This is a genomic window from Microcystis wesenbergii NRERC-220, assembly GCF_032027425.1.
Lineage (GTDB): Bacteria > Cyanobacteriota > Cyanobacteriia > Cyanobacteriales > Microcystaceae > Microcystis > Microcystis wesenbergii_A.
The window spans coordinates 38021-51332 of the sequence record NZ_JAVSJA010000001.1 but is presented as its reverse complement, the minus strand read 5'-3'; the positions used below and the strand labels follow the sequence as shown (position 1 = coordinate 51332).

Annotated in this window: 14 protein-coding genes; 4 read left to right on the top strand and 10 right to left on the bottom strand. The window is 44.2% G+C overall.

The genetic code is table 11. The annotated features are described in order from the left end of the window. Window positions 1-28: 28 nt before the first annotated feature. Window positions 29-448, bottom strand: a complete 420-nt coding sequence (panD, locus tag RAM70_RS00265) for an aspartate 1-decarboxylase (RefSeq protein ID WP_312671935.1) — start codon at window positions 446-448, stop codon at window positions 29-31. A gap of 37 nt (window positions 449-485) precedes the next feature. On the opposite strand from panD, the gene RAM70_RS00260 reads away from it, so the two are divergent. Then, window positions 486-1313: a DUF3598 family protein gene (locus RAM70_RS00260; protein ID WP_045360436.1), complete on the top strand. Its 828-nt coding sequence runs from the start codon at window positions 486-488 to the stop codon at window positions 1311-1313. Between the two features lie 631 nt (window positions 1314-1944). Here RAM70_RS00260 and RAM70_RS00255 read toward each other — a convergent pair. Beyond that, window positions 1945-2520, bottom strand: coding sequence for a Uma2 family endonuclease (locus RAM70_RS00255; protein WP_190380599.1), 576 nt, complete (start codon window positions 2518-2520; stop codon window positions 1945-1947). A 662-nt stretch (window positions 2521-3182) separates the two neighbouring features. Next, the gene (locus tag RAM70_RS00245) at window positions 3183-3965 is read right to left on the bottom strand and encodes an aldolase/citrate lyase family protein (protein WP_312671934.1); all 783 of its coding nucleotides are present in this window, start codon (window positions 3963-3965) and stop codon (window positions 3183-3185) included. Window positions 3966-4322: 357 nt separating this feature from the next. Here RAM70_RS00245 and aspS point away from each other — a divergent pair, with 357 nt between their 5' ends. Next, window positions 4323-6110 (top strand): aspartate--tRNA ligase, encoded by a 1788-nt coding sequence (aspS, locus tag RAM70_RS00240; protein ID WP_312671933.1) that lies wholly within the window; start codon window positions 4323-4325, stop codon window positions 6108-6110. Window positions 6111-6179: 69 nt separating this feature from the next. Here the strand turns inward: aspS and RAM70_RS00235 are convergent, their stop codons facing one another. From RAM70_RS00235 to rpsO, 6 genes are all read right to left on the bottom strand, one after another. After that, on the bottom strand, window positions 6180-7538 hold the full coding sequence (locus tag RAM70_RS00235) for an SUMF1/EgtB/PvdO family nonheme iron enzyme (protein ID WP_312671932.1): 1359 nt from the start codon (window positions 7536-7538) through the stop codon (window positions 6180-6182). Window positions 7539-7700: 162 nt separating this feature from the next. Further along, window positions 7701-8357: a Uma2 family endonuclease gene (locus RAM70_RS00230; RefSeq protein ID WP_312671931.1), complete on the bottom strand. Its 657-nt coding sequence runs from the start codon at window positions 8355-8357 to the stop codon at window positions 7701-7703. Between the two features lie 7 nt (window positions 8358-8364). Further along, window positions 8365-9018, bottom strand: a complete 654-nt coding sequence (locus RAM70_RS00225; protein WP_045360365.1) for a Uma2 family endonuclease — start codon at window positions 9016-9018, stop codon at window positions 8365-8367. Window positions 9019-9082: 64 nt separating this feature from the next. Continuing rightward, on the bottom strand, window positions 9083-10138 hold the full coding sequence (aroF, locus tag RAM70_RS00220; RefSeq protein ID WP_190380594.1) for a 3-deoxy-7-phosphoheptulonate synthase: 1056 nt from the start codon (window positions 10136-10138) through the stop codon (window positions 9083-9085). 58 nt (window positions 10139-10196) lie between these two features. Then, complete coding sequence (locus RAM70_RS00215; RefSeq protein ID WP_288000155.1) at window positions 10197-10661, bottom strand: PAM68 family protein; 465 nt, start codon at window positions 10659-10661, stop codon at window positions 10197-10199. Between the two features lie 24 nt (window positions 10662-10685). After that, on the bottom strand, window positions 10686-10955 hold the full coding sequence (rpsO, locus tag RAM70_RS00210; RefSeq protein WP_002738807.1) for a 30S ribosomal protein S15: 270 nt from the start codon (window positions 10953-10955) through the stop codon (window positions 10686-10688). Between the two features lie 285 nt (window positions 10956-11240). On the opposite strand from rpsO, the gene RAM70_RS00205 reads away from it, so the two are divergent. Next, window positions 11241-11570 (top strand): NAD(P)H-quinone oxidoreductase subunit M, encoded by a 330-nt coding sequence (locus tag RAM70_RS00205; RefSeq protein WP_002738864.1) that lies wholly within the window; start codon window positions 11241-11243, stop codon window positions 11568-11570. Window positions 11571-11768: 198 nt separating this feature from the next. Then, entirely contained in the window at window positions 11769-12296 is a 528-nt protein-coding gene (locus RAM70_RS00200; protein WP_045360367.1) for a hypothetical protein, read from the top strand. 41 nt (window positions 12297-12337) lie between these two features. On the opposite strand, the gene RAM70_RS00195 is transcribed toward RAM70_RS00200, so the two are convergent. After that, on the bottom strand, window positions 12338-13117 hold the full coding sequence (locus RAM70_RS00195; protein ID WP_045360368.1) for a pentapeptide repeat-containing protein: 780 nt from the start codon (window positions 13115-13117) through the stop codon (window positions 12338-12340). Window positions 13118-13312 lie beyond the last annotated feature (195 nt).

The window sequence follows — 13312 nt, the reverse complement described above, 5'->3', positions numbered from 1 at the left end:
GGAAAGTTAACAAATTTTAGGACAAGAATCAGCATTCTTGGCTATAGAATTCCACTCCCTGACCATCACCCCGGGGAATTAGGCTCTGTTCAAAAAATTGCTGACAGCGATTTTCGGCATCAGCGACGAGAACTTTGGCAAAATGACCCTTTTCGAGAACTTCTTGCCTTGTACGTTGTTCGTAGGCATAGATAATCAAAATATCTCCGGGTTGACAGAGCAGAGCCGCCCCACCGTTGGGGCAAATTTCCCCGGTTTGGCCGGGAAAAACGTAGGTAGAAAAGCGCTTACCATTGCTAAGATTGACCACATCCACCTCTTCAAGGGGCAAAATACCGACCCGCTCGATCAATTCTCGATCGATAGTGATACTGCCGACATAATCGACGTTAGCCTCGCTGACGCGCACTCGATGGAGTTTGGCGTGCATTAATCGAATTGTTCCCATGTATTTTGTCCTATTTCCCCCAATTACTTCAATTATTATGCTCTCCCAGTGGGAATGTTTACTAAAAAATCTCGGTCAATGGCAAGGTTCTTTTACCCGTCTGTCTCCCCAGGGCGATTTGATCGAAGATACCCCGACTTTGGTATCTTTGCAAGGCATTAATAATAATCGATCGATTCGTCAATTGGTCCGCCGTCTCTACAGCGATCGAGTGCCAGAAGATTTAATTTTAGAGTATAGTTCTCTCAATCAGGGTATTCTATTTAGCCAGACGGGGGCTTTTTGCCAAGGTTCTTTATATTTTAGTAGTTTTTCCTCACAATTCGGAGCAGAATTTGGGTTAATCTCCGGAGAAAGACGATTAAGAATGGTACAGTTATTTAATGAACGCTGTGAGTTCGATCGCTTGACTTTAATTCGGGAAAAGTTAGTGGATTCTCAGTCACCAGAAAGACCGATGTTAACGGTGGAGCAATTACTGGGTCAATGGCGAGGACAAGCGGTGACAACGGGACGGGATTTTTATAATTCTGCTGCCTATTCTACCCATGTCTCGATCGAGCGTCAGGGGGATAATTATCTCTCGCAAACTTTGACTTTTGGCGATAATCAAATTACTTCTAGCGCTCGGATTGAGGGACAAAGATTGTTGTTTGAAAATAGTCCGCTGCCAGTGCAAATTCTGCTACTACCCGATGGTTCTTCCTGTAATACACCTCTGAAAATTACTGCCGGTCATCCTTTTGTTTTAGAGGTGGGTTGGTTACTTTCTCCTACTCAAAGACAGCGCTTAATTCGTTCTTATAACGAGAAGGGAGAATGGACAGGTATTACTCTGGTGACGGAGGAAAAAGAAAACTATTAGCCGTCAGGACCTGGCTAGATTGATAATAAAAAGGAAATTGACTAATTACACTCAAAAATATCGGGTTTCTCCTAAAGATGAATTATAACTGGATTTGGCATCGTCTCCTTGCTCGGAGACTTGCCAAAACGACAACTTTGTACTTCACCAATAAGATAACTGCTCTCAGAAGCTGAATGCTAAGGGCTGCTTTATATAAGCAAAATTTATCAAAATCCCAATATACTTGAGAAGATTTAAATTTACATTCCTTAATCTTTACTTTTCTTAAAAAATAATTGAGAAAAATTCCTATTTGTCAACGAGATTGCAATAGTTACAGCCTGCTGCTAAAATCTAAGAATTGGGTTACTCTGTGCATTTTTAGAACTTGTACCTTGAAACCCTTACCACGTCTAGGATTACTAATTAGTCACCAGGAAAAACTTGCCAATTGCTCCTTTGACGAAAAAGATCTTTTGCCAAAAATATGTGTACTTATGTTAAAACGAAAAAGTTTTTTTGACAAAATGTACCAGATATGCTGCGAGAAAAGTCTGCGGGTAAGCTGTTAACTATCTAAATTACTGGTTAAGACTGTATGGGAGAGGGGAGAAGAACCTGATCAACCAAACGATGCTGATAGAACAAATTAAACCTTTAGCCAAGCAAAAATATCCACTGCTGATATTAGCCAACTTTCTAATCCTTTAATCACCGCTAAAGGCTGATTATTTCCTGCGGTTGCAATATGTACTTTCGGTAATCCTGTTTGAAAAACGGTGACTGACTTTGCTGAAGGATCAATCAACCAACCTAATTCTGTTCCTTGTTGTAAACAGAAAATAATCTTTTCCATCCCTAAGGTAACAGATTGTTCGGGAGACATAATTTCAATAATCCAATCGGGATAACGTAAAAATTGATCAGCCATTTCTCCATCTAGATCTCTTGGCAAATTCTGCCAACGAATCACCGCAATATCTGGCACAATTGAACGTTCTGCAAAAGTACAACGTAATTCAGGTAGAGCATAAGCTAATTTTTGAGGTTTAGTCTGTTGATTAATGGCAGAGGCTAACTCAAATTGTAAGATGCTGTGTTTTCCTTTGGGCATAGGTTTTTGAGTGACAATTCCCTGATAATATTCACTAGCAGGCTTAGTTTCTGGAAGGGCAAGAAATGCTTCGAGGGAAAGAGCTTGTTTATCTTCTATGGTGGCAAACATTGATTGATTTCTCCGCTATTGAGGTATTTTCTATTATCAAAGGAGTTTATGGTGACAGAAAGGCATTCATTCCATATATTCCTTTGAGTGGTTTTCTATGAGATACTTGGCATAGTGCAGAAGTTCGTGCTTTAGAGACTCTGGCCTTGTCGAAACTGTTGGTAAGATTTCTGTATCAATATTGATGATTTCTCTGATTAAACGCCAAGGGATTGGTGGATAATGCGATGGTTTTTAGGACAAAAGTAGGTGCTATCAATATTATAGCCTTGTAGGCACAAAACTCAAGCGCAAACTAAAAACCTGCAAATTCCACCGAAAAAGAAACCACAAAAGTGGGTTAAATTGCTTCCTAGTTAGGGTCTGCTGAAAAAGTTTTTCCTGGGGGCAGGGTGTGGCCCCCCCAACCCCCCCGACATCGGGGGGGCAGGTGGGGTGTAGGGTTTTACCCATTTTCAGGTGGTCAATTACCTAATTTTCAGGGAAAAAGTCCCGGAATTTTCCCCGCGCTCACTCCAATCCCTGGCACTTTTGGATTTCAGAAAAGCCTAAAAATCTGATCCAACAAGGTTTTTAGATTTATTCAGCCAGTCCTACCTTTTATTTGTCAGATTGATTGGATATGTCTAGGTTTTGCACGATCAATCAAGGGACCAGTATCTTTAACCAAAAAGTAAATTATGCAAGATTTCTAAACGCCGGTCATCTTCACGGACAATAGCACCATAATAATTTTTCTTATTCTCTAGCCAGAGTAATTCAAACTCGATCGCCTTGGGCAAAGCTAAACCAAAATTATCCAAAGCTTGGGGACAATCAAAGATAACTTTGCGCGTCTCGAAGCGGTCAAAATGTCCTTGGCAGAACATTTTGAAAAACGGGAAAGAATGCAGTGACACCCCACCCCCAATGGCAACAGTCAAACCGGCAGCCTTAGCTTTTTTTGCCAAAGGTAAAGCCAGATCCAAAACTTGCTTGCTATTCACATCCTGACGGGTTAATCCCAAAGAACAGGCTAAATCCATCCGTCCGATGACGATACCATGGAGAGATTTTATCTCTGGAATCGCCAACATTTCCTGAAAATTATCACAGGCAGTAATCGTTTCGATATTAACCAATAACTCCACATCTTCCACCCCTTGGTCAGCTAAAACCCTCCTAGCTGCCCGCAGATATTTTTGTAAAGCGTAGGCTGTTTCTACCATGGGAGCAATTAAGCGATCAACTCCTAAATTAACCGCATCAAAGATATCTCTGACCGCTTCGCAACCAGCAATTTTCAGATTAAAATCCACCCCCGCTTTCAGACTAATTTCTTTCAACCGCATCGCTTCCGTCAGTCGGGTTCCTTCCGTCTCGAATTCCGCTTTTACCCCTGAAACATGGTGATCTTCCCTGAGTTCTCTTAACAGTTGCACCATTTTTTTTTCTAAGGAATTCATGATTTTAATCGTTGAAAATCGGTAACTGCTAGATGAGCCTTGTTGATTATAGCCGATCTGCGAAAAGCCGATAGCTGAGGACTAAGTAGGTAGGTGTTAAAAATTGTCAGATGCCCTCTTATTCAGGAGGGATTAAGGGGGTGCCGATCCCCCCTTATCAAGGGGGGCAGGGGGGATCGAACCCAAAATCTATCTTCAATTTAATTAAAACCAGCTACTTAGGAGACCATAAAAATACTCTAAACAAAGGGACAAGAGCGACAAAATACCGGCATAATGAACAAGGCCGTCTGATTTTTTTCTGGCCACATCCTTTCTATACTACATTCGTAATATAAGTAATTCTCTAGTTAGACTATGCGAACTCACTACTGTGGCGACCTTAGCGCGATCGAAATTGAAAAAAGTGTCACCCTCTTCGGTTGGGTCGATCGCCGTCGCGATCACGGTGGCGTTATTTTTATTGATCTACGGGATCGCAGTGGTATTGTCCAGATCGTCAGTGATCCCCAACGAACTCCCGCTTCCTATCCCATCGCTGAAACCGTCAGAAACGAGTATGTCATCAAGGTGACGGGAACAGTCAGTCAACGGCCCCCCGAATCCCTTAACCCGCGCATTGCCACCGGAGAAATCGAAATTTACGCCACTAGCATCGAGATTCTCAACGGGGTTACTAAACAACTGCCTTTTGTCGTCTCCAGTTCCGAAAGTGAATCGGTCCGGGAAGATGTGCGCTTGCGATACCGCTATCTAGACCTACGCCGGGAGCGTATGAGTCAGAATTTACAACTACGTCACCAAGTTGTCAAAGAAATGCGCCGTTTTCTCGAAGATGAACAGCATTTTATCGAAGTGGAAACACCAATTTTAACTCGATCGACTCCCGAAGGGGCGCGGGATTATCTGGTTCCTTCCAGGGTCAACCCTGGCCAATGGTACGCTTTACCCCAATCACCGCAACTATTTAAGCAATTATTAATGGTGTCGGGAATGGATCGCTACTATCAAATCGCTCGCTGTTTCCGCGATGAAGATCTGCGCGCTGATCGTCAACCGGAATTTACTCAGTTGGATATGGAGATGAGTTTTCTCTCCTTAAGCGAGATTTTAGCCCTCAATGAGGCTTTAATCGCTCATATCTTCAAAAAAGTCAAAAATATCGCTATAAGCCTACCCCTGCCCCGTTTAACCTATGCTGAGGCTATGGATCGCTATGGGGTCGATCGCCCTGATACCCGTTTTGGCTTGGAATTGGTCAATGTGGCGGAGATTTTTGCCGATTCGGGATTTAAGGTGTTTTCAGGTGCGATCGCTAGTGGGGGAACGGTGAAAGTTTTACCGATTCCCAACGGTAACGAGGCGATTTCTAACGTCAGAATCAAACCGGGTGGGGATTTATTCAAAGAAGCCACCGATGCGGGTGCGAAGGGAATTGCCTATATCCGCGTGCGCGAAGACTACGATTTTGATACCATCGGTGCGATTAAAGATAACCTGACAGAGGCACAAAAACAGGCTTTAATCGAGAAGACTGGCGCAAAACCGGGGCATCTGCTGTTATTTGGGGCAGGAGATACCGATACAGTCAATAAATCCCTATCCCGCCTACGCTTAGTTTTAGGGGAACAATTGGGATTAATTGATCCTGATAAAATCAACCTCCTCTGGGTGACGGATTTCCCGATGTTTGAATACAACGCCGAGGAAAAACGCCTAGAAGCATTGCATCACCCCTTTACTGCCCCTAATCCCGAAGATTTAGACGATCTAGCCCAGGCTCGCGCCCTAGCCTACGATATGATTTTTAATGGTATTGAAATCGGTGGCGGCAGTTTGCGGATCTATCAACGGGAAGTACAGGAAAAAGTCTTCGCTACCATCGGTCTATCCCCAGAGGAAGCCTATAATAAATTCGGCTTTTTGTTAGAAGCTTTTGAATACGGAACCCCTCCCCACGGTGGCATCGCCTACGGTTTAGATCGCTTGGTGATGTTGTTAGCGGGGGAAGAATCGATTCGCGATGTGATTGCTTTCCCGAAAACCCAGCAAGCTAGTTGTTTACTCACTTCTGCACCTTCGACAGTGGCAGCGAAGCAATTAAAGGAATTATCCGTTGCTTCTACCTACAAACCGCCATCCTAAGATTAGGGTGGGCATTGCCCACCTAATTTTTAAAAGTCTGTTGACACCATGCTCTTAAATTCTTTTCTGCTACAAAGTCCTCCCAGCACCGCACACCACCCGAAAACCGTAATTGTTGATGCGGTTGACGCGGCGGAAGTAGTAGTCGTAGCGAATCGCGGAACGGCAGTAATTAGGATTGTAGCCCCAGGAACCGCCCCGCAGAGGAGAACGATTATCATTACCATTTTCTATCCAGACACTGCCATCCGTCGGCGCACCGTCATAGTTATCGTGCCAAGTATCGGCGCACCACTCCCGGACATTGCCGTGCATATCGTACAGTCCAAAGGCGTTTGGGGGAAATTGTCCCACGCGAGTTGTTTCGTTTCGATATTCTCCGTTCGGTTCATCGGCGTAGGTATTACTGGCATTGTAGTTAGCCAATTCCCCCGTAATGGTTTCCCCAAAGTAAAATGGGGTGGTGGTTCCAGCACGACAGGCGTACTCCCATTCCGCTTCACTGGGTAGTCGGTATTCCCGAACCGTTAGTTTTGATAATCTCGCGCAGAACTCGATCGCATCGTACCAGTTGACTTGTTCCACGGGACGGCGATCGCTATCGGGACGGTCTTTAAAATAGGCTGGCTTGAAATCAAGGTCTTGTTTAACTTTTAAATCCGTGCGAGAGGCGATCGCTTTCCACTGGGCCTGGGTGATGGGGTATTTACCCATAAAGAAGGGTGGGACAGTTACTTCATGTTGTGGTCTTTCCCTTCTAAATCCTTCCCAATTAAATTTTTTAACCAGTCTTTCGATTTCCTCATCTTCTGTTCCCATCAGGAAAGTTCCCCCCGGAATGGCGACCATTTCTAGGGTGATGCCTTTGCCCAGATCTTCCCTGAAATATTGGGACTGTTTCGACTCTTTTCTAATTTGCTCACCCTTCGCATTTACTCCCACCACCTCAAAGTTAAATACTGATAACAGTTGTTTTGGCTCTTCCGGTTCAGGATTGAACTGATGGGTAATTGCTCTTTCTAGTTGCTCAAATCCGTCTTCTTTCCAATAATCAAGCCGGTGAATATCTCGCAGCTTCAAGCTAACTTCTGCAAGTCGCAGATCAGGAATTTCGCATTCTTCTAACCTCATGGGAATAAAAAAAATTGTCCCCGGTAGCATCTCTCCCAAGGTATCAAGTGCAATCCTCAACTCCCGTTGGATGTATCCCTGCTTATTAGCTGATTTCGCTGACAGACAGGCGAGAAAAATCTGACTAGCTTTAATCGCTTTCGGAATTTCATCTCGCCAAATTTGACCCGGAATCAGGTCTTTTTTATCCAACCAAGGTTTATATCCCGCTTGCTTAAGGCGCTCATGCAGTGCCAAAACTGCTGGTTTGTCCTCACTAGCGTGAGCTAGGAAAATTTGGATATCTGACTTTTTCATAACTTTTTCTTATGACCACAAGTAGGGGAGAGCCAGATTAACTGGCAGAAAATCTCTAAATAAACCATTTAATTAATTATTACTCATTCTTAATTCTCCTGTCTCCTGACTCCTGACGACCGGCTCCTAACCCCACCAACAAACTTTTTCAGCAAACCCTAGTTAATTATTTTTAGCTAGTTGACTAACAACCCATGCTCTTAAATTCTTTTCTGCTTTAACTTCATCCTCTTTAGCAGTGGCTAAAAATTCATAGAGTTTAGTTTTGGGAACTAGGGGAAAAGTAGGACTAAATTCTTCTTCCTGATAAACCCCCTTTTCTAACCGATAAATGCGCCAGATTTGTCCATTAAAACGCCATAATTCCGGCACTCCCAAACGGGCATAAAGTGCTAATTTATTAATATCCGTGTGGGTTATATCCACTTCCACCACTAAATCTGGGGGCGGATCTTCAGTTAAATTAATCCTTTTTCCTAGCACTTTAGCTTGATTTTGAATGTAGTAAGCATTGTCGGGTTCTGCTCCTCGCTCTAAATCTTCCCTAGCTAGAGTTGTGGAACCCATACTTTTAATTTTTAAACCCAATTCTACCACCAAAATCCGAATAAATAATCCGATTAATTCTCGGTAAAACTCGTGTTCTTCTAGGGGCATAGTAATCTCTAAAGTACCACGATCATAAAATAAATGGGCGCGATTATTTTCCCCTATTGCCTGTAAAATTTGCTGATAGGATAACCAACTGAGATGATTAAAAACTACCCGTTTTTCGCCCCTAATTTGCTCAGTATTTAACTCTAGAGGAACTGTCACCATAATTACCTCAACTCTCAGCTAGTTGACTGACAACCCATGCTCTTAAATTCTTTTCTGCTTTAACTTCATCCTCTTGAGCAGTGGCTAAAAATTCATAGAGTTTAGTTTTGGGAACTAGGGGAAAAGTAGGACTAAATTCTTCTTCCTGATAAACCCCCTTTTCTAACCGATAAATGCGCCAGATTTGTCCATTAAAACGCCATAATTCTGGCACTCCCAAACGGGCATAAAGTGCTAATTTATTAATATCCGTGTGGGTTATATCCACTTCCACCACTAAATCTGGGGGCGGATCTTGAGTTAAATTAATCCTTTTTCCCAGCACTTTGGCTTGATTTTGAATATAGTAAGCATTATCCGGTTCTGCCCCTCGTTCTAAATCTTCCCTAGCTAGAGTTGTGGAACCCAGACTTTTAATTTTTAAACCCAATTCGGACACCAAAAAATAGATAAAACGTCCAATTAATTCTCGATAAAACTCGTGTTCTTCTAGGGGCATAGTAATCTCTAAAGTGCCACGATCATAAAATAAATGGGCGCGATTATTTTCCCCTAGGGCCTGTAAAATTTGCCGATAGGATAACCAACTGAGATGATTAAAAACTACCCGTTTTTCGCCCCTAATTTGCTCAGTATTTAACTCCAGAGGAACTGTCACCATAACTGCCCCGAAAAGCGAAATTTATGCCCAAAAAAGGGGGTTGATTCACCCCCTGATTATCTTATTAAACCAGTGCCGGAACCTGGGGCCAACGCCCGATCGCCTTACCAATGACCGCTAACTCCTGAGTTAATCGATCGAATCGGTCCGGAGTCAAGGATTGCGGCCCATCAGATAGGGCCTTCGCCGGGTTAGGATGTACCTCGATCATCAAGGAATCGGCCCCGGCTGCCAGGGAAGCCATGGCCATGGTCGGGACATATTCCCATTTACCCGTACCGTGGCTAGGATCGATCATGATCGGCAGGTGAGTTAAAGTTCTTAAAACGGGAATACAGGATAAATCTAGGGTATTGCGAGTATATTTACTGTCAAAGGTGCGGATACCGCGTTCGCAGAGAATGACATTGCTATTTCCTGCCGCGAGGATATATTCTGCCGCCATCAACCAATCTTCAATAGTGGCCGCCATGCCGCGCTTGAGTAGGACCGGTTTCGGTTGCGCCCCAACTTTTTTCAGGAGGGAAAAATTCTGCATATTGCGCGCCCCTACTTGCACCACGTCGGCTATTTCGACGATCTTATCGAGATCCGCCGCGTCCATTACTTCCGTGATAATACCCAAACCACTGGCATCTCTAGCCGCCGCTAGTAATTCCAAAGCGCTTTCCCCGTGACCTTGGAAAGCGTATGGAGAAGTGCGGGGTTTATAGGCGCCACCCCGGAGGAATTGCGCCCCGGCTGCCGCCACTCGTTTGGCAGTTTCCACGATCATGACCTCATTTTCCACCGAACAGGGGCCGGCGACAATGCTAACGGGATGATTTCTGCCGATGGGGATAACACCGTTAGGAGTGGGGACTAAAACCTCGCTGTATTCCCCGTGACGGTATTCTAAAGAGGCGCGTTTGAAGGGTTGTTCGACTCGCAGGACGGTTTCGATCCAAGGGCTTAATTCTTGGATTTGTAGGGGGTCTAATTCCCTGGTTTCTCCGACTAAACCGATGACAACTTTATGCTTACCGACGATTTTTTCAGGACTTAATCCCCATGCCTCGAATTCGGCACTGACGCGCTCGATTTCAATTTCCGGGGAACCAACTTTCATGACAATAATCATGGCATTAACCCTTTATTTTTTTCTTTAATCTCTATTGTTGACGATTTCTAGAGGTTATCTATTTTTCTTCCACTTCTTTTTTGCCGGACCGCCACGCGGCGATCGTTCTGCCAAAATTAGCTTGAAATTCTTGCCATCCTAGCCAATCCCCCACCCGATCCTCATCCCAAGAAGCGGAGAAGATGCCATAACTCAGACCGATAAAACCTAGACCAAATAGGCTTAAACTGACGAGCATGGCGACGTAGGAAGGGATTTCGAGAAGATCGTGGCTAATAATCCAGTAGAAGCCAAAAAAGGAAGTTATCCCCAGTGCCGTCGGCAGGCCACAAAATACCGCCATCCGTTTGGCCATCCGTTGACTGACCACTTGCGGAATCGCCTTTAAGCTGGTTTCCTCGGAGCGATTTTTTAGGGGCGGTGGCACGGGACTAGGGGCAATTTTCGGGGTTTTTCGCTTATTTTGGCGCGGCTCAAAGGGGAGACGTTCTTTTTTCTCCGTCGATTTCGATTCAGAGGCCATGGTAGGGATGCAAAGGGGGTATGCTTAACGGCGAATTCCGAGACGACCAATCAGGGTTTGATAACGTTGTTGATCTTTCTTCTGAATGTAGGTTAACAGTCCCCGACGACGACCAATCATCTGGAGTAATCCCCGGCGGGAAGCATGGTCTTTCGGGTTAGCTTTCAGGTGTTCGGTCAGTTGGTTGATTCTCTCGGTTAAGAAAGCTACCTGTAACTCCGATGATCCTGTATCGGTTTCGTGGGCCTGATATTGGCTGATTAGTTCTTGTTTTTTGGTCTGGGTTAAGGCCATAGTACTCGTGATATCTGCTTAAACACTGCAACCTATCATAGTATCACGTTTCTGGTCGATCCGTAAACAGTGTTCGGGAGACAGCCATCTCAGTGATCAGTGATCAGTTACCAGTTATCAGTGGGGGTGTTAAGGGAGCAGTATATGGGTGACAGTAACAGTGTTGTCTTTTCACTGATTACTGTTTACTGTTTACTGATCACTGAAAAAAAACTTCCCAATTCCCCAATTCCGCAAATCATGGCAAAATCTTAGACATAGCGTCTAACTTACCTTGAAGATTCCATGCTGTTAAAATCCACGACCCGTCATATTCGCATTTATACGGCTGAAGTAAAAAATAATCAATTAATCGAGAGCAACAATGTCTTGACTCTTGATGTGGATCCCGATAATGAATTTAATTGGGAAGAAGTGGCTCTCAATAAGGTTTATAGTAAGTTCGATGAATTGGTGGAATCCTACAATGGGGAAGAACTGAGCGAATATAATCTCCGTCGCATCGGTTCAGATCTAGAACATTTTATCCGTTCTCTCCTGCAAAAAGGCGAAATTAGCTATAATCTCAACGCCAGAGTACAGAACTATAGTATGGGTTTACCGAAATTAGGGTGAATAGTCGAGAAACCCCACGCTGTACTCTCAGGTTAGCGTGGGCGGAATTCTATTGCTAGGAGCCAAGGACGATTTGGCTACTGGAAAATTTTAATTGTTGCCAGAGATCGATCGTGGTAATTTAAGAAGGCGATCGGGGAACCCTAACAGGGAAGCTCCCGACCCTGGCCAAGGAGTGTCTGTTTAACCATCTGTCCTATGTACAAGTCTATTAGTGTTTTAACGCTGCTGACGGGAATTATCGCCGTTGATGTGGTTTTAGCTCAATCCACTGTTAATCTTCCCATCAGAGTTAAACAGGGAGAATCCTACGAAGGATTATTGACTAGAGCATCGCAATTAGCCGAGAAAACTATCATCAGTCGTTTTAATCAACAACAGGGTCTTAATAAAATTGATTTATTAATAACGGCCGAAAAATCAGGAGCGATCGCACCTCTCCTGGCGGTAAAGGTGTCCCGTCAAGATTGGTTTGGCAACCCTAATATTCAACGCTGGACGAATGTTTTTCCCTTTGGCAAAGATATCCTCGGTTTTAGCTCTCCCGCACCTGTCGTCACCCCGAAAAGTCCCCCCGCTGCCGTTAATCCCAGTCCATCTCCAGCACCATCTCCCACCGCTACCACTCCTCCTCCTCCCCCTCCTTTACCCTTCGAGGATGAGCCGAATAATGCTCCCCAAATTCCTATTCCTAACCAAAGATTAACCAGTCCAGCTAATCGTTAATTGATAGGAAAAGGAAGGGCTTTCGGCCGATATATTAACTTTTAAGTGGCAAAACGGGGCTGAAACCAGTCTAGGGGAAAAATATCATCTTCTTGGGCGGTTTCTGTCCAACCGGTGACACTCTCAAAACAAGTCCCCGTCAAGTTAGCACCTCTCAAGTCCGCTCCCTGTAGATTTACCTCTTGTAAACGCGCTCCCGCTAGATTAGCACCCGCTAGATTAGCCCCGCGTAAATCACCACCCGTCAGACGTGCCTCGCTAAAATTAGCCCTTTCTAAATTAGCCCCCTGAAAGTCCACCTCTTTAACAAAAGAGCCGCTAAAATTGGCTTCCCTTGCGGAAATCTGACGACATTTAGCCCCACTTAACCGCGCTTCCTGCAAATTAGCCCAATTGAGATTGACTTTATCTAGGTTTGCCTCCAAGAGATTAACTAAGTATAAATTCGCCCCGCATAAATTCGCCCCGCATAAATTCGCCCCCCGGAGATTAGCATGGGAAAGATCCGCCCCACTTAATCGCGAGTTACGCAGGTTTGCCTGTACCATAAAGGCCCCGGTCAGATTGGCTTTGGTTAAGTCCGCTTCCACTAATTGCGCTTGACTTAATTTGGCATAGGTTAAATTCGCCCAATTCAAACTCGCTCCCCGCAGATTTGATTTAGTCAGAAAAGAGCGACTCAAATTAGTTCCGCGCAAATTGGCCGCCGCAAAATTGACAGCAATCAGAGTTACTTGTTGTAGATCTAGACTCATCAAGTCAATGGCTAAAAAATCCCGCTCTCCTTGTTCGTAGAGTCTTAGTAACTGATTAACTTTCATCTCCCTTCTTCTACTTTAAGATGGTGGTTAAGAAGTAATCAACAAAAGCACCTAAAAACTCTGTCCGATAACTAACTCAGCTTTTAGATGAGAAATTTACGAGCCTCTATTTTGAGTTTATGTAAAGTTTTTTATCGATTTTTTAAGAGAAGATAACCCGAACAGCAAGTTAATTTTAATCATAGTTAAATAGCT